This window comes from Bartonella tribocorum (genome assembly GCF_002777915.1).
GTDB classification, from domain to species: domain Bacteria; phylum Pseudomonadota; class Alphaproteobacteria; order Rhizobiales; family Rhizobiaceae; genus Bartonella; species Bartonella tribocorum_A.
In genome coordinates this window covers 21107-39071 of record NZ_NJGE01000010.1, presented here as the reverse complement: position 1 = coordinate 39071, position 17965 = coordinate 21107, and the positions used below count along the sequence as shown (strand labels likewise).

General features: G+C 40.0%; 11 protein-coding genes and 1 pseudogene. 2 read left to right on the top strand and 10 right to left on the bottom strand.

The window, feature by feature from the left end:
• Positions 1–227: 227 nt before the first annotated feature.
• The 3 genes from CER18_RS05230 to htpX all read right to left on the bottom strand — a co-directional run bounded on the left by CER18_RS05230 (position 228) and on the right by htpX (position 4508).
• Complete coding sequence (locus tag CER18_RS05230; protein WP_100129019.1) at positions 228–1973, bottom strand: heparinase II/III family protein; 1746 nt, start codon at positions 1971–1973, stop codon at positions 228–230.
• 64 nt (positions 1974–2037) lie between these two features.
• On the bottom strand, positions 2038–3402 hold the full coding sequence (locus tag CER18_RS05225; RefSeq protein WP_100129018.1) for an RsmB/NOP family class I SAM-dependent RNA methyltransferase: 1365 nt from the start codon (positions 3400–3402) through the stop codon (positions 2038–2040).
• Positions 3403–3461: 59 nt separating this feature from the next.
• The gene (gene htpX / locus CER18_RS05220; RefSeq protein WP_100129017.1) at positions 3462–4508 is read right to left on the bottom strand and encodes a zinc metalloprotease HtpX; all 1047 of its coding nucleotides are present in this window, start codon (positions 4506–4508) and stop codon (positions 3462–3464) included.
• A gap of 83 nt (positions 4509–4591) precedes the next feature.
• Between htpX and CER18_RS05215 the strand changes: the two genes are divergently transcribed.
• Positions 4592–4807 (top strand): DUF1674 domain-containing protein, encoded by a 216-nt coding sequence (locus CER18_RS05215; RefSeq protein ID WP_100129016.1) that lies wholly within the window; start codon positions 4592–4594, stop codon positions 4805–4807.
• 148 nt (positions 4808–4955) lie between these two features.
• Here the strand turns inward: CER18_RS05215 and rpsP are convergent, their stop codons facing one another.
• From rpsP to CER18_RS05195, 4 genes and pseudogenes are all read right to left on the bottom strand, one after another.
• Positions 4956–5330, bottom strand: a complete 375-nt coding sequence (rpsP, locus tag CER18_RS05210) for a 30S ribosomal protein S16 (protein ID WP_100129015.1) — start codon at positions 5328–5330, stop codon at positions 4956–4958.
• Positions 5331–5346: 16 nt separating this feature from the next.
• A pseudogene (locus CER18_RS05205) lies at positions 5347–5675 on the bottom strand (chorismate mutase).
• Positions 5676–5699: 24 nt separating this feature from the next.
• Positions 5700–7262, bottom strand: coding sequence for a signal recognition particle protein (ffh, locus tag CER18_RS05200; protein ID WP_100129014.1), 1563 nt, complete (start codon positions 7260–7262; stop codon positions 5700–5702).
• 243 nt (positions 7263–7505) lie between these two features.
• The gene (locus CER18_RS05195; protein ID WP_100129013.1) at positions 7506–8162 is read right to left on the bottom strand and encodes a carbonic anhydrase; all 657 of its coding nucleotides are present in this window, start codon (positions 8160–8162) and stop codon (positions 7506–7508) included.
• A gap of 279 nt (positions 8163–8441) precedes the next feature.
• Between CER18_RS05195 and CER18_RS05190 the strand changes: the two genes are divergently transcribed.
• Entirely contained in the window at positions 8442–13151 is a 4710-nt protein-coding gene (locus CER18_RS05190; RefSeq protein ID WP_100129012.1) for an NAD-glutamate dehydrogenase, read from the top strand.
• A gap of 868 nt (positions 13152–14019) precedes the next feature.
• On the opposite strand, the gene CER18_RS05180 is transcribed toward CER18_RS05190, so the two are convergent.
• The 3 genes from CER18_RS05180 to CER18_RS05170 all read right to left on the bottom strand — a co-directional run bounded on the left by CER18_RS05180 (position 14020) and on the right by CER18_RS05170 (position 17962).
• Positions 14020–15006 carry a DUF2125 domain-containing protein gene (locus CER18_RS05180; RefSeq protein WP_245410054.1) on the bottom strand — a complete coding sequence of 329 codons (987 nt, stop codon included), beginning with the start codon at positions 15004–15006 and terminating at the stop codon, positions 14020–14022.
• Between the two features lie 482 nt (positions 15007–15488).
• Positions 15489–16235, bottom strand: coding sequence for a glutamine amidotransferase (locus CER18_RS05175; RefSeq protein WP_100129009.1), 747 nt, complete (start codon positions 16233–16235; stop codon positions 15489–15491).
• A gap of 158 nt (positions 16236–16393) precedes the next feature.
• Positions 16394–17962, bottom strand: coding sequence for a heme biosynthesis protein HemY (locus CER18_RS05170; protein WP_100129008.1), 1569 nt, complete (start codon positions 17960–17962; stop codon positions 16394–16396).
• Positions 17963–17965: the final 3 nt, after the last annotated feature.

The window sequence follows — 17965 nt, the reverse complement described above, 5'->3', positions numbered from 1 at the left end:
TAAACATCATTATATGCTGCACATTCACACGATTTTGTTTGAAAAATATCTCTCAATTCGTGTCATATCCCTCTCTTTATGGTAATACTTATAAAGAAAATCCTCTAAATATTCTCTCCTTTACGGCCCATAAAAATACTTAACGCATAAAAATTTACATGATCCTTAAATAGGCTATTATCGCAATAAACGATGATTGTTTTACACAAAGATAAAAACTCTATAGACTATAGATTGGAACAATGTTTTGATTTTTTATCAAACGCTTGACGGATAAAACGCCAGCGAACTTTTTCCTGAAATGCAGGGTGAAAATATAAAACGATCTGCTGTGTCCTTTGCGGGCCTGTTAATTCGGCAAAATCAATCGAATCTTCAAGACAAATATCAGCATCAGGCGAGACAAAGTGCCATACTTGCTCGTCCTCCATGTGCTCGTTCTTTACCGCTAAACACACACGCTCACCATCATAGTTAACTTTAACTTGAGGATGAAGATGAAACCGAACAGCAACAAGATCCTGTTCACTTTGTACCCTCTTATGTCTCTTTCCCTCTTTATCGGGCATAAAAAAGCAATCAAAGCCTTCGATCATATCTCCACTTGTCGCCAGAATAAGACCACGCTCATGAATAAGATTAAAGGGTCGCACATAACCGTTATGGCTGGCAATAAAACCCGTTTTTTCTGAATCCTCTATACGACGCACTTGAACATCTGTTGGTCCATCAAACAAAAAGGAAGCGCCATTTTTCTTTTTTTTGTAAAAAATGCCCACCGAACAATCATTAAGCGTCGCTGTTGAATGGGCTGCAGTAACACGCCCTAAATGTCGATAGTCTTCCCGCCCGTCAGGGTTAACACCAGTATTAATAATAAAACGGTGTCCTTGTGAGGACATTTCAAAAGACAAACACCCCGAACAAGCCTGTTGTGCGACAGAGCGTGGTGGAAATTTTCCTGTATCGGCAAGAATTGTTGTTTGATCAGCTTTTAAGCGCTGAAACCCTGAATAACGGGCATAACTAAAAGGATGCCCATCTGTTTCATCAAGTGCCAAAAGTGCCGATAATCGTTCTGACACAAGGGGACCAACCCCATTAAAATGTGCCAATGTTTGATCCTCATGGATAAAGAATCGTAAAGCTGGCAACATACGCTCAACAGAATCAATTAAAATACGGGGTGCTGTTTCATTGCTCCGCATAAAAAGATAACGTAAAGATAATAAATCTGATAACAAATTAAGTAAGATGATAGGACTACGGGAAATATGCCCACCATCAACCAAAATCTGACGTGAGAGCTCTTCTATAAGCGTGGTTTGTACCTTTTTTTTCACGTCCGCAGAAACAGGCAACGCAAGAGAGGCGAACGTTAAAGCTATTGCTGCTTGTAAACGTTTATCATCATGATCCATACTGCAAATTGTTACGCGCAAGTAACGAAATTGCAAACCAAGCGCCCGTAAAAAGCGTTTTTCAAACCGCTCACTTGCCCCTTTTAGCAACATTTTCGAATGACAAATCCACGAAATCAAACGCCGCGCAACAACAGGACCACTCCAAGCAAGCCCTTTTACCTTTTTGCCAGCATGGTCAAGCCAATCCTCTAAAAGCGTGCGCGCATGCGCTGCAGCTAAATCACTTTCTGCTGCTTCCATATGGCGCAACCAATGAAAATCATGTAAAGCCGCTTCCCATTCCAGCGTTGGCGGAACCAATGAAAATGGCGAAACAGCACCAGAATGAACGATATGACCAGCAAAAGCAAAACGACCATGATAAAATTCATGCGCCATCATCGGATCAGCCACATGCAAATCAACGGGATGCGCTAAAATTTTATGAGGACGAAACCCCGAAAACCGCCAACGAAATAAGGGCCCAACCCATAAACGCCGCATAACATGCTGTAGTGTATCGACACAGGCTGCCACTTTTACCTGAGGAGCTTTTACCGCAACCGCCAAAATTCCATCTCCATCTATGCTGAATCAGATACAATTTCGACCATTTTTGTAAATGAAACGTTAATTAAGAAATTTTTCGTAAGCGCGCAGCAAAAAAACCATCCATTCCTAAAAACACAGTTTTCTCAGCATCAAAATTTTTATGACAAAAATCCGCCGGCGTCGTGCGCAACATTCCCTCACAAAGCAAATGTGCCAATGCGCCCATTTCCTCTGGATAAATAGGATCTAAAACAATGTTACTGTGTGTCGATAAAATTTTCTCAACAAGATCTTCACCTTCTTCTCTTGCCAATGAACAATTAGAAAAAACAATCTGTCCCCCCTTCTTGACCAAAGCAATTGCTGCGACAAGCAAATCATATTGCAACGCCGCTAACTTGACGACATCATCCCTCGATTTGGTCCATAAAATATCTGGATGACGACGGATCGTTCCTGTAGAAGAACAAGGAGCATCAAGAAGAACTGCATCAAAAAGCTGTGTGGGATGAAAATTTCTCACATCTCCTTGCCAAATGTGAACGGAAAAATGAAGCCGTTCCATATTTTCTTTTAAACGCTTTACGCGGTTAGCAGAAAGCTCAATGGCTGTCACCTCTGCGCCTTGCAAAGCCAATTGTGCTGTTTTCCCGCCAGGGCTAGCACAAAGATCAGCAACGCGTTTATCCCAAAGTTCTCCTATTAAACAAGCAGGCAACGCAGCGGCAAAATCTTGAACCCACCAAGCTCCTTCACAATAGCCTGGTAAATCAGAAACAGAACACTCCAAACGATTCAATCGAACAGAACCATTAGGCAACACGACACCACCAAGTCTCTCAGCCCATCCAACACTATCAGATTTTACTGTCAAATCGAGCGAGGGCTCCACACTTTGAATTTCTATAATCTGATGCGCCTTTTCTATTCCATAAGCGGATACTAAAAGCTGGGAAAACCACGCTGGAACACTTTCAATGGTCGGAACCTGTTGGCGTAAAGATACTGCCTCCCGTGCGACATTGCGCAAAAGAGCATTCACCACCCCTGAAAAACGACGCATACGCGGATCAAATTTTGCCACACGCACAGCTAAATCAATCGCTGCATGATCAGGAATATCAAGATAAAGAATTTGCGCCACACTGATATGCAAAAGATGTTGAAGTGAAAGTGCTTGTAAAGGCAAAGGACGTGCTAAAAAGCGTGAGAGAGCTGCCGTAATCTGCCCGCGATGACGCAATGACGTTGTCAAAATAGCCCGACACAATAAACGATCTCGTTGTGAAAGCTTTAAATATTGTGGATGCCCGTGTTCATTATCCGTCAAACCAGAAAGAGGTGTATACCTATCAACAACCGCCCCTAAAAGACGCACACACACCTGCCGAACAGCCAATCCTGGAACATCTTTTTCAGACACATGCCCCGCTTTTTTGTGTTTCAAAATAACACCTTTATATCACTGCTTCCTCAAGAAATCCGCCAAAAATCCCCTTTAAAATTTTATGAACGAGAGCTTTTTGAATTTTCATAACGAAGCCAAGAAGGACGTTTTGTAACCCGCTGAAAAGTGCTATCTTCTTGCTCACCTGATGCACGAGCCTGACGACTATGAAAATCTTCATAATCCATCTCGTTGCTTTTTTTATTCAGACGACCTTCTTCATTCCATCCCCCACTTTCAACAAGAGCCCCTTTCATCTCTTCTGCTTGCCGATAAAGAGCAGCGATACGATTTACCGTTGCTGGATGGGTCGAAAAAAGACTATCCGCTCCCTCACCGCTCAAAGGATTGATAATAAATAGATGCGCTGTTGCTGGATTATGTTCTGCTTCTTCATTATAAACGCCATGCCCCCCATCAGCAATTTTACGCAATGCCGAAGCCAACCATAAAGGATTACCACATATTTCAGCTCCCCTCCGATCCGCAGCATATTCACGCGTGCGGCTAATGGCCATTTGCACAAGCATTGCAGCAAAAGGAGCCACGAGCAATGCAATAAATCCTCCAATTGCCCCAACACCATGAGAATCTTCCGAAGAGCTGCGCTGTCCCCCCATAAAAAAAGCAAAATTGCCAAGCATTGAAATTGCCCCAGCAATCGTTGCTGTTAAAGTCATGGTTAAGGTATCACGATGCTCAATATGTGCAAGCTCATGCGCCATAACACCAGCAATTTCCTCTGCACTTAACCGCTCTAACAAGCCGCGACTTGCAGCAACAGCGGCATTTTGAGGGTTACGCCCTGTTGCAAAAGCATTTGGCTGCGCGCTTTCAATCACATAAACTTTTGGTTGAGGAAGAGAAGCTTTTTTAGCTAAATCGCTTACAATCTTATAATAAACAGATGAGGAATGCTGATCCACTTCACGCGCACCATACATGCGCAAAACGATTTTATCTGAATTCCAATAAGAAAAAAAGTTTAAACCACTTGCCATTAAAAGAGCAACGACCATGCCACTGCCCCCTCCAACAAGATAACCAACCCCCATAAAAAGAGCCGTCATAAAAGCCAAAAGCATGGCTGTACGCATTATATTCATTACTTAAAAAACTCCATGATAAAAGTTTACCAATACTATATGATGGGGTTTTCTTTCTGCTTCTTCAATGGAATAGGTGTAAAATGAATAAAAAAGATAAAAAAATAAACCAAAAAAGTTCAACTGCTATTAAACAGCAATCTCTTCCTCCCGCAGCACAACGTGCTCTTAAAGAAGCTGAAGAAAGACGTAAAGACGAAACAACAAAAGAACAACCGTTAGAAAATGGTGGACGCGGCGGCAAAGACCCTTCCCGCTATGGAGACTGGGAAATTAAAGGCCGCGCCATCGATTTTTAAAGCCATAGATCTCTAAAATGGAACTTTAAAAAACCAACGCCGTTTTAAATAAACACCCTTTTAAAGAAGATCCGTTTTTGATCGGCAAAAACGGATAATATTTGTTCTTCTAGAAGTTTTTAAAAAGGCGTTGATTAACAATCATTCTTTATGCTGAAGCAGATTCTGCTTCAACCGCAGCTGCAGCATCCTCTGCCGCTTGCTTTGCTGCTGCTATACGTTCTTGTGCTTTTTTACCTGGTTCACCTTTATGTGGATTATTGCGGACTGGACGCTTTTTTAAGCCAGCTGCATCTAAAAACCGTAAAACGCGATCTGTTGGTTGAGCTCCTTGTCCAAGCCAATATTGGATACGTTCTTCATTAAGTTTTACCCTTAGTCCATCTTTAGGCAACATTGGATCCCATGCACCAACACGTTCAAGGAACCGCCCATCGCGCGGACTACGAACATCTGCAACGACGATATGATAGTAAGGACGCTTCTTTGAACCTCCACGGGACAAACGAATTTTCAATGCCATATTTTATCTCCTATTGTCAGCTCTGGCTTTCGTTTAAATTGACTTTTTTGTTTTTTGCTCTTCAGCAATAATTTCATGATGAAGCACAACTTCTTTAATAATAAACTTCAAAAATCTTTCAGCAAAATCAGGATCAAGATGACTATCCATAGCCAATTGCCGCAAACGCGCTATTTGATGTTGCTCACGCAGAGGATCTACTTTAGGCAAATCATAACGCGCCTTTAACTGCCCAATAGCTTTGGTACAACGAAAACGCTCTGCTAAAATATGAATCAAAGCTGCATCAAAATTATCAATAGATGCGCGTAAATGTTCCAATTCGTTCAATACTGTTTCCTGCATCATATTCCTTTCCCTCTTTACATCTTATTTTTTCTTGAGATGCTGAGGAAGTTTTTCCCTATCGGCAATGGCACCGGAAAGACCAGGAAATGTAGGACTACGTCCGGGAAGTCCAGGCAAGAGCTTCCCTCCATGTCCATTTTCAATCTGCTTTTGAAGTGTTGAGATTTGCTTTAGATCCAATCCTGATAAATCAGGCATAGCTGGAGAATTTGCCCCTGCCATCCCTCCAAATCCCATTTTGGAACCAAGGCCTCCTAACATTTTTCCCATCAAACCACTTTTTCCCTTACCACCCATGGCTTTCATCATATCTGCCATTTGGCGATACATCTTCAAAAGTTTATTAATATCAGCTGCTGTTGTCCCAGACCCCTTAGCAATTCGCTGTTTGCGGCTATGTTTTAAAAGCTCTGGATTTGCACGCTCTTGCGGTGTCATGGATGAAATAATAGCCAATTGACGATTAAACAAACGATCGTCAAGACCGGCTGCCGCAATCTGCTCTTTGACCTTGCCCAATCCTGGCAACATACCCATAATACCGCCCATCCCACCAAGTTTTTTCATTTTCTGCAACTGTTCTGCAAGATCATTCAAATCAAATTTTCCGGCCTGCATTTTTTTTGCAAAAGCAGCAGCTTTCTCATGATCCATTGTTTCAGCAGCTTTTTCAACCAAAGAAACAATATCCCCCATTCCGAGAATACGATCAGCAATACGGCTGGGATGAAACTCTTCCAAAGCCTCTATTTTTTCACCGGTTCCAATTGCTTTAATTGGCTTTCCTGTCACAGCGCGCATAGAAAGAGCAGCACCCCCACGCCCATCACTATCCATGCGTGTTAAAATAATCCCTGTAATCCCTACGCGCTCATCAAAAGAACGCGCGAGATGAACAGCATCTTGCCCCGTCAAGCTATCAGCTACCAACATAATTTCATGAGGAAGAGAACACGCTTTAATCTCAGCCAATTCAAGCATCAAAGCTTCATCAATATGATTACGTCCTGCGGTATCAAGAAGGAGCACATCATAACCGCCCAATTTAGCAGCTTGCACAGCACGTGATGTAATATCAACGGGCAATTGTCCCGCAATAATAGGCAAACTTGCAAGTTTTGCTTGTTCTCCCAACTGGCGCAATTGCTCCTGTGCAGCAGGACGACGTGTATCTAATGACGCCATGAGAACTTTTTTATTGTGCTTATCAGTGAAACGTTTTGCAAGCTTTGCTGTTGTGGTTGTTTTTCCCGAACCTTGCAAACCAATCATCATGATAACAACAGGCGCAGGCGCATTCAAATCACTCAGAACGCTTTCATTTCCAAGAATACGAACCAATTCGTCATGAACAATTTTAACCACCATTTGACCTGGTTTAATTGATTTAACAATCTCAGCTCCAACAGCTTTTTCACGCACCCTATCGGTAAAAGAACGAACAACATCAAGAGCAACATCAGCTTCCAACAAAGCGCGTCGAATTTCACGCAGCGCCTCTGCAACATCCTGATCCGACAAAGCGCCACGTCCCGTCAAATGAGACAGGATAGAACCAAGTCGCTCTTGCAAGGATTCAAACATTATTTACCTCATCGTTGCATAATAAAGTTACATAACAAACAAACCAAAATAGCATCCGAGAACGCATCGCGCCGTCGAATGTTGACCTCTGAGATCTCTTCATACCCTTGCATTGGGGTCTCAGTCGGTGGCTCCAAGTTAATTTTGTCACTGAAAGCTTGCTCCTTCAAACAATAAAACCCCAGCTTTGTCAAGTTTTATCATAAAATGTCTTTTTATACGAAGAAATAAAAACAGCAAATACTACACTTCAAAACTTTCAACTTCAACACACATAAAACAACCTGTTTCCTGTTCCATACTCCATAATTTCCCGCTAGAGATATCAAACCAAACCCCATGCAACGTCAAAATACCTTGATCTTTACGGAACTTTATCCACGGAAACGTCTCTAAATTTCTCAACGAATGGCGAATAGAAAGCTGCTCTAAAGCGGTTTGTTTTTCTGGCCAAGACAGCGACTTATTATTCAAAACGATTTCTGCGGCTGGCGCTAAAAGACTAATCCATTGGCCAATAAAATCATTTGATGATAAAGATTTACATGTCTCCTTAAGAGCCGTACGAACGCCTCCACAATGGGCATGACCAAAAACAACAATATGTTTCACCTCAAGCAATTGCACAGCATATTCAAGAGCCGCTGATGTTGCATGATATTTGTTATCAGGGGAAAAAGGAGGAACCACATTTGCCACGTTGCGTAAGGTAAAAATTTCCCCAGGCTTAGCATCAAAAATCATTTCTGGGATAGCACGCGAATCACAACAAGCAATAACCAAAACTTCAGGTTTCTGCCCCTCAATCGCCAATTGCTGATAATGTGCTGTTTTATATGAAAAATGATTATTTATAAAGTTTTGGTAACCACTTAAAAGTCTTTCTGGTAAACGGGTCATTCTCTCTTTTACTTCTCATTCTCTCTTTACTTTCATTTCATATAATTAGAAAAACAAACTATTAACACACAAAAATACTAAAAAGACCCCTTCATTGATGTAAAATATTTCTTTAAAGTGCAAATTATTACTAAAAAATAACAAAAACAAAGTCATTCTTTGCAAATAAAGAGCTGTTTTCTTTAGGAAGAAAGTGTTACAGTGTAAAAGAGTATAATGGTCTGCTCTTAAATAATGAAAACAAGAAAAGACCCCTAAGAGCAAAAAGGGAGAGTAAATGTGTTACAACAAAAAACAATAGAAACAAAAAACACACCGGATAAAATAGAAAAAATCCTTTTTGCTCAAACTGATAAAGAAGATATTGTTCATTACGAAAATAAAGAACTTCAAAAAGCCGCCGCCATCGCCGTAAGAGCTTTCAATCTCCACCAAGCAGGAAAAAATACCATCTGCTTTGAACAAAATTTGACCCGCAATAACAAACCGATAACTGTTATCACTCTTGTCAATGATAACAAACCCTTCCTTCTTGATTCCATTTTAAATGTCTTCAATCAACATAAAAACCATATTTATTTGATTGCACACCCTATTCTTGATTGTTCTTCTGGAAAACGCATCAGTCTGATGCAAATCCACATCGAGTCGTTAAACGAACAACAGATCCAAAAACTTGAAAATAAACTCACCTTAGTTCTTGAGCAGGTTAATGCTGCTGTACAAGACTGGAAACCTATGCTTGAAGAAGTTGAAAAGCATATTCATGCCTATCAAACAAGCCTTCCCTCACACTACAAACAAGAAGGCGAAAAGGCTATTGAATTTCTTCACTGGCTCAAAGACGATAATTTCATCTTCCTTGGCATGCGCACTTACAACTTCATCAAAGATCAAAAACCTATAAAATCTTTCACAGCAAGTAACATTGAACTTGGTATACTCGCGGATGCTTCTATTCATATTGTTGACGATGAAAGTATGAAAGAACCTCCTCAGGAAGTCTTATCCTTTATGGAAAGTGATAACCTGTTTATTGTGACAAAAGCAAACAGTCGTTCCAAAATTCACCGTTCCGTTTGGCTCGATTATATTGGTCTTAAAATCTTTGATAAAGAAGACCAACTCTGTGGAGAATTACGCATTGTAGGGCTTTTTACCTCTTCAGCTTATACACGCTCTATTTTGCAAATTCCTTTCTTAAAAGAAAAAGCCCAAACCATTATTCAACGCCTTGGATACAATCGTGCTGACTATTCTGGAAAAGCACTCGTCAGTGTCTTAGAAACCTATCCAAGAGATGAAATGTTTCGTACGGATGTTGATACATTAACAGAAAATGCCAAACTGATCCTGCAACTTGACGAACGCCCTCGTTTGCGCGTACTTGTCCACACTGATTCTTTTGGGCGCTTTGTTTCTATCCTTGTCTACGTACCACGTGACCAATACAGCAGCAGCCTCCGTGAAAAAGTTGGCGAACATTTTGTTGAGCTTTATAAAGGCGACTTTTTTGAATCCTATCCGCTATTTTTAGAAAGTACCCTTATCCGTGTTTATTATATTATCCATCGCAAAGGTAGCGAAACTGTTCCGCTTCATGAGCGCGCCACACTTGAACAACATGTGCGTTCAATCGCACAAAGTTGGGAAGATAGTGTTCAAGCCATCGCTCTGATCCACAAAATAACAGAACCACAAACCCGTCTAGCCCGTGAATTTCCCAACAGTTATCGTGATTTATTTTCAGCAGAAGATGCCATTAAAGATGCCGGACATATTCTAAGTCTTCATGATAAAAAGCCTCTTTTCGTGACCTTTTATCACGCACAAAACAAAGAAAAACAGAACATTTCTCTTCGGCTCTTTCACCGCCATAAAGCCCTTGCTCTTTCCAAACGTGTACCACTGCTTGAAAATATGGGATTTCGCGTTATCGCGGAACAAACGCTTGAATTACCAGATGGCAATGGACAATCTGTATATCTTCATGATATGCAACTAGAAAGTACTTTTCAACTCTGCCTCGATTTTGAAAAAGACGGTCAAAAGCTTGCCGAAACCTTTGAAGCCATTTGGGCACAAAATGCTGATAATGACGCCTTTAACGCCCTCACCCAAACAGCTGAGTTTGATTGGCATGAAATTGTTATTTTGCGCCATTACGGACGTTATCTCCAACAAGCTGGAATTCCTTATTCGCAAGACCGCGTAGCCCAAACTTTAAATGCTTATCCCGATATTACCAAAGAACTTTATGCTTTATTTCATTTAAAATTTCATCAAAGCCATACAGAAAAAGAACGGGAAAAAAAGCAACAGATTATTCAAAAGCGCATTGAAGAAAAATTACGGAAAGTATCTGGTTTAGATGATGATCTTATCTTACGTCGTTATTGTAACCTTATTGATGCGAGTTTACGAACGAATGCCTTTACACCTCTTAGCGACGGCAGTCCACGGCGTATTTTAGCCACCAAATTAAATCCGCGCCAAATTGAAGGCTTACCTGAACCGCGCCCTTATCGAGAAATTTTTGTTTATGGACCAGAAGTTGAAGGGGTCCATTTGCGTTTTGGACCTATCGCCCGTGGCGGAATTCGTTGGTCTGACCGCGCATTAGATTATCGCACAGAAGTGCTTAGCTTAGTCAAAGCCCAACAAGTTAAAAATGCCGTTATCGTTCCTGCGGGTGCAAAAGGTGGATTCTATCCCCATCGCCTTCCTCAAACAAGTGACCGTGCTCTCATCGTAGAAGCCGCACGACAAGCTTATATGGACTTTATCACAGCTTTGCTCTCCATCACAGACAATCTGGTTAACGGCAAAATAAGTGCGCCCCATAATGTCATTTGTCATGATGATCCTGACCCCTATTTTGTTGTCGCAGCAGACAAGGGGACAGCAACCTTTTCTGATACAGCCAACGCTATCAGCCAAGCAAACCATTTTTGGCTCGATGATGCTTTTGCCTCTGGTGGCTCAGCAGGCTATGACCATAAAGAAATTGGGATCACAGCCAAAGGTGCATGGGAAGCCGTCAAAAGACATTTTCGAGAATCATTTAATCACGATATTCAAACAACGCCTTTCACCTGTGTCGGTGTTGGCGATATGTCTGGTGATGTCTTTGGTAATGGAATGCTCCTTTCCAAACAAACAAAATTGATTGCTGCTTTTGATCACCGTGATATCTTTATCGATCCAAATCCAAACACAGAGGAAAGCTATGCAGAGCGTATGCGTCTCTTCAAACTGCCTCGCTCAAGCTGGCAAGATTACGACCAAAGTAAATTATCAAAGGGTGGTGGTATCTTCTCACGAAAAGAAAAAACCATTACGCTCTCACCCGAAGCAGCAAAAGCCATTGGTTTCGAAAAACAAACAGGAACCCCTTTTGAAATTATTTCTGCTCTTCTCAAAGCCCCTGTTGATCTTTTATGGTTTGGTGGCATTGGTACGTACATCCGCGCTACTACAGAAAGTGATGCCCAAGTAGGTGATCGTGCAAATGATGCAATCCGCATTACCGGAGAACAAGTGCGTGCAAAAATTATTGGCGAAGGCGCTAATCTTGGCATGACCCAACGTGGACGAATTGAATATGTCTCAAATGGTGGTCGCTGCAATACGGATGCCATTGACAATTCTGCCGGTGTAAATTGTTCTGATATTGAGGTTAACCTTAAAATTGTCCTTGCATCAGCACTTCGTGCTAAAACACTTACCCGCGAAGAGCGCAATAAACTCTTGAAAAAAATGACACCTCAAGTCGAACAACTCGTCTTACGCAACAATTATCTACAACCCCTTGCTCTTTCTTTAGCAGAAAGCCAAAGCACTGCTGATTTACCCTATCAAATACGCTTTATGCACGATTTGGAACAAAAAAAACTTCTAGATCGCAGGGTTGAAGTACTCCCTGATGAACAAGTTTTACGACAAAGAACAACCCAAGGCAAAGGTCTTATCCGTCCAGAACTCGCCGTTATTTTGGCCTATGCTAAATTAACGCTCAAAGAAGAAATTGCCAATAGCCCCATTGTTGATGATCACTATTTCAACGCAGCTTTGCTGAATTATTTTCCAACCCAAATTCAAGAAAATTTTGAGAAGGAAGTCATCAACCATCAATTGCGTCGTAATATTATTGCAACGCTGATTGCCAACGATATTGTCAATCGTGGCGGTCCTACTTTTGTTAATCAACTCCACGATGCAACAGACCAAAAGGTTGAAAATATTATTCGCGTTTTCATTGCCATCCGTGATAGTTTTGAAATTTCTCAATTGTCTGATCAAATTGATAAGCTTGATAATAAAATACCCGGTCTTGTTCAAAACAAATTCTACGCAGCAATAACCCCAATGCTCTTTGAAACAACCAATTGGGGTTTGCACAACATGGATCTCTCACGTCCATTAGAAGAAATTGTAAAAACAATAAAACAAGCCCGTAGTGTTATTGAAAAAGAGCTTATGCGTTCTAACGATAACGATATTAAGCAAAAGATTGAAGAAAAAGCACGACACTACAGCGAAGAAGGAGCACCAAAAGCATTAGCAAAACAATTAGCTCTCTTGGAAGCCGCTCCAACCATCTGTGATATTTCTTTAATTGCAAAACAAAGCAACAGCGATCTTATTAAAACCGCAGGGATCTATTTCTCACTTGCGCAAATCATTCGTATCAACCGAATTAACGAAGCGAGAAGAACAATTCCTATCCTCGATTACTATGATAGTATGGCTTTAAACCAAGCCAAAGAAAATGTTTCCGAAAGCTTACGGCAAATCGTTATAAAAATCCTCAAGAATTATGGAAAAAAAGAGGATCCTTTTGCTACTTGGAAAAAAACAAAAGAAGATGATATTCATAATATTACAAACCGCATTAGCGCTCTTATTGAAAATGATCTCAATATTTCTCGTTTTACTTTTGCAGCAGGATTGATTTCTCAACTTCAAAATACTGGCTTTCAAACTTAAAATGAGTACAAAATGACCCAGTAAAATGCCCATTTTATTCCACCACAGCAAGCCATCAAGGATAGAGCGGGAGTTTTCATTTTAAGATAGAGCATCCAAAATACAAATCCCGCTCCTTATCACAACAAAATTGTTTAACAATTTCAAAGCGACAACAGAATTGATTTCTCAAAGTAAAAACATCAATTTTCAGCTTTAAAAGCAGAACAAAATAGCCAATCTTTTATCCTTGTTCTATTTATCTATGACCAATATCAATATTGGTCTGACAATAGATTTTACACCAAATGGAATTAGGGAAAAATATGTATTGATTGTTTTCATAACCATTTTTTACCAGTCGATGTGCGTTTTATAAAAATGGATTTTAACACATGAAAATGGGAAAAATCGAAATTTTGTAACAAAAGGGATGATGGGCTTTGAAAGCTCTTTAAAGACCTTTGAGAGCCCCTTAAAAATAATTTAAAATAAAATGAATTGGTACAAAACTTGAATCAAAATATACAAAATCTGCTAGCAAGCTACAATCAACAAGGATAGAGCGGGAATGCTGTCTCTCATTTTTAAACAGAGTATCAAAATAAAAAATAACACTTGAAAACTTTAGGCCTGACGGTAAACAAGCGCTGCAAAGTGTTAAGAATTCCTGCGGATAGAACAAAAAAACAAATTCAAATTTTTCTGTCAAATATCCTTCATCATCAAAATATAAATGCTTTGATTTACAATCATACCTTTATCATTTTGCATATTGAAGGAGAGTCGCATATTCTACGTTTCCCTCATTCAACGTGTAAAACAGTGAACACTTTTTTATAAATCAATATGTTGCCATACAGACGCTCTTGCCAATTTCTTCTCAAACCTAAAGTGGCGCAAGACGACCAAGCTTTAAAAATCCCAGTTTTACCCAGCCATGGCTAACAGTCAAAGGAAGAACGGGAGCGCCATCTGCATTTTTAGGAAGTGTACTCAAAATAAAAAATAACGCTTTAAAATTATCCGCCTCTTCAGGAAACAAGTGTTTCAAAGTCTCAAGAAACTTCACATGCTGTATACAAACAAGTTCAAATGTTGCTGTCAAATATCCTTCATCATCAAAAGAAAAAGGTCCACTGATATGCACCCCACCACCTGTATGAAAAGCCAATTCACCATGTTTTAAAATGCCACTTTTTCCATAGAGATGCTGTCTCCAATTTTCTCCTCCTTTTTCAGATAGAAGAGAAACATCATTTAAAATCCATTTCAAATTGCCATCAATTTTTGGAACATCAACAAAAGAAGATATAAAAATTGGAGAAACATCAAAACCGTCAAAAGTCATATTTCCTGAGAAATGATTTTTTTCATGTTCAAGATCAAAACGTAAAAATTCTGCCGTTATTTTTTGAGAGACACCTTTTGACTCTAATGGCTGTGCAACCACATCAGGAATATCTTGCAACGATGCCTGATCTTCAACATTTTGTTGTATCGTCTTTTTATCTGCCGTTTGTGATCCCCCTGTTTCTTGAAGCTTTTGATCCTCAAGGGAAGAGGAAAGAGGAGAAAATTCAAGCCCTTCAGCGATAAATTTCAATGTCTGACCTGTTTTCCAATAAGGTTCTGTTTCAATCACCAAATTGCGCCAACGAGATACTACGGAAGTTTTTTCAGAAAAAACAATTGATGCAGGAGAATCAACATTAAACTCAACCAAATGAGGGGCATAAATTGGTGCACCAACCGTCAAACGCCCCGTCGATAAAGAAACCCCATATAAAGGCCAAGAAAATTGAAACTTGTCACAAACAACACCGATACGCAAAGGATAACCATTTTTGCGTACATTCTCGCACACCGCCGCCATACTACCAGAAGACGCTTTTGCGGATATATCAGAAACATAGTTTTCTATTTTACGTGAAAAAAAAACCAGAAAGCGCTATAAATAAGGATCAGAGCAAGACAAAACAGCCCACAAAATAAATAGCGCAAAGAAAAACTTTTTTGTGATGATGGTATTTGAGAGGATGTAGACAATTTTAAAACTTTCTTTATCTTTTGATTTTCACCCCACCCTAAAAAGGACAAAGATTCTTAAACATTCACCAATCTATAAACAATCCCGCTTCTTAATCTAATAGGGCTTTGTCTGCTAACCACTTCATGCTGTTCATAATTTATCATCCTAAAATGCAGCACCCCATGATCTCAAGAAGCAAGATTTCCTTAAGAGAGTTTTCTAACAAAAAACACCTTATATGTAAAGTTTCACATGAGTTTTCTCTCTTTAACCTTAAATAACACTGTTTTTACAGTACAACAAGAATGACAATAAATAGCGCATATTCACACAAGTGCGGTCGGTGTACAAAAGATCTGCCGTAATGCACCTTCAAACCATAGGCTTAAAGCTTGATCATAGATTAAACGCCCTTTTAAATGTGCACAAGCAGGCTGAGCACCTTTTTCGGTTAATTTATGTGCCGAACGCGCTAACAAACGTCGCATCATAGCGCGTGTAAACTCAGCATGAAATTGCAAACCCCATGCATTGTTTCCATAACGGAAGGCTTGCGTAGGATACGTATTCCCCGTTGCTAAAAGCATTGCCTCTTTTGGTAAATCATAAATACCTTCATCATGAAAATGGTAGACCATTTCTGGCCAATTCATTAATTCCTTCCCTTGTGGTGTTACTTCCAGTGGATACCAGCCCACTTCAACACTCCCATCACTTCTTGTACCAACGCGCGCGCCTAAATTTCGCGCTAACATTTGTGCTCCAAGACAAATACCCAAAAAAGGCTTATTTTCCTTTAGCGATAACGAAATCCAATCAATTTCCTCACCAATATAAGCTTCGCTGTCATTCACACTCATCTGTCCCCCTAAGATAACAACACCAGCGTAATGCTTTAATGTGTCAGGGAGTTTTTGCCCAAAAATAGGATGATAAACATCAAGAACAAAACCATTTTGTTGTAAAAATTTTCCCAAACGACCCGTATAAGTAGACCGCCGATGAATAACGACTGCAATCCTTGGTTTGCTATTTTTTTGCTTTTTACCAAGACATCTCTGATTTAAAAACATTTTATAACCAATCACCTCTGTAACGAGGAAAAACTTCATTTTTTTTAAGTCTATTAAGCATAAGAGAATAATTTATTGTGCAAGATTAATAACAAGTTTTTTCTTCTACATTCATTGTTTCTTCTGAAAAAACACCCCACTCACCCTATTGGCACAATTTAAAATAAACGAAACTTCCTCCTCGATAAAGACGCCCCTTCTTCTTCTGTTTCTGTTTTAACCCCTGGATCATCAACATTTAAATGAACTCGACTGAACGTTTTCGCATCTTGTTCTTTTATATTTTGTTTCTCCACCTGTATATTATACAAAAAAGGATCGTCTATAGACGTTAATTTTTCAAGCTTTTTATCCTCAATCTCCTCACTTTTTTCTACAACGTCCTCTTTATCTTGCTTTTTTGGCACAATATTGACTGCCTCTAATGTAAGAGAAGGTACACGGGGAGGTGCTTTCCATTCAAAACAACCCAAACGTCCACTGATTGGAGAAACAGCTGACCAAGAAGAAAAAATAGCCCCCTCACACATCCATACTGGATCACGTTCAGCACGAAGTGCTAAGGAAAGCCATTGACGCACAGCGCCTTGATTGTTTCCCTGTGCCTCTTCAATATCTGCCAATAATAAATAAACACTTTCCCGTGGATGATACTGTAATGCTTTTTGTGCTTGCTCTCTTGCTAATGTCGTTTCACCAGCATCCAAAGCAGCTTTAGCAATAAGAAAAGCCGACTCAAATACATCTTTGTTATAAGAAGCAAGTGTCTTAGCCCTTTTCAATCGTCCAATGGCTCCTTCTTCTCTTTCAATATAAAGCGCCCCCAAATCAAGATGGGGCTCCTTCTGCCAAGCCGCTATAATCATTTTATCCGCTTTACGCGTTTCATTTAATTTATAAAGAATATTAGCAGCTATAATTTTTATTGGAACAAAATCAGGAGCCAATTTATGAGCTTTCAAAATGGCTTCACGTGCTTGCACAGGATGTGTATCAAACAGATGAAGTGCTTGCCCACTTAACAGTAAAACCTGTATATGCTGCCGCTCTGGAGTCGAACGAACAGAACGCGGAAGAGCTTTTTGCGCTCTTTCAAAAACAGTAAGTGCCTTATCCCATTTACCCTCAGCCCCCAACCGATCAAGCACCGCCTGATGCGCCCATAAAAGTGCCGGAGATAAAGTTAGTGCCTCTTGTGCATATTGTTGTGCTGCTTCATAAGCCTTACTCTTCATCGCTTCACGAAACAAACCGTAAAGTCCAACCAGTTTTGTTGGCTCTTCCTTTCTCATCTCCTCATAAAGGCTGATGGCACGAACAGAGTTATTTTGTAATGACAAGGTTTGTGCTTTTAAAAATTTTACCAACGGTTCTTGCTTTCCTGCAAGATATTTAGCAACCTGTGCGTCCATTTTTTGTGCAACCATACCATCACCAGCAAAAGTTGCAAGAATCCCCTTTGAGAGAGCTTCATAACCGCGCTTTCGTTGGCGTTTATAAAAATAATTGGAAAGAGCACTCGGTATGGAAAAAAAGAAAGACAATAACCACCATAAAAGCACCAGCGTTACAAAAAGCAACGTAAGCACGCTTAACATTGTAAGCAATGAAGCAGAAAATCTGGAGTGCAAAAATGTAAGGACAAAAACACCATTGTGATTAGCAACCCATACAAAAGCTAATCCAAGGATACAAACAACAAAAGTATAAATAAAAACACGTATCATCTG

What these genes read in the sequence shown, in the direction of transcription:
- CER18_RS05170 (WP_100129008.1), bottom strand. Translation starts at nt 17,962, where the DNA reads ATGATACGTGTTTTTATTTATACTTTTGTTGTTTGTATCCTTGGATTA.
- htpX (WP_100129017.1), bottom strand. Translation starts at nt 4,508, where the DNA reads ATGAATATAATGCGTACAGCCATGCTTTTGGCTTTTATGACGGCTCTT.
- CER18_RS05195 (WP_100129013.1), bottom strand. Translation starts at nt 8,162, where the DNA reads ATGACCCGTTTACCAGAAAGACTTTTAAGTGGTTACCAAAACTTTATA.
- CER18_RS05175 (WP_100129009.1), bottom strand. Translation starts at nt 16,235, where the DNA reads ATGTTTTTAAATCAGAGATGTCTTGGTAAAAAGCAAAAAAATAGCAAA.
- CER18_RS05180 (WP_245410054.1), bottom strand. Translation starts at nt 15,006, where the DNA reads ATGGCGGCGGTGTGCGAGAATGTACGCAAAAATGGTTATCCTTTGCGT.
- CER18_RS05215 (WP_100129016.1), top strand. Translation starts at nt 4,592, where the DNA reads ATGAATAAAAAAGATAAAAAAATAAACCAAAAAAGTTCAACTGCTATT.
- rpsP (WP_100129015.1), bottom strand. Translation starts at nt 5,330, where the DNA reads ATGGCATTGAAAATTCGTTTGTCCCGTGGAGGTTCAAAGAAGCGTCCT.
- ffh (WP_100129014.1), bottom strand. Translation starts at nt 7,262, where the DNA reads ATGTTTGAATCCTTGCAAGAGCGACTTGGTTCTATCCTGTCTCATTTG.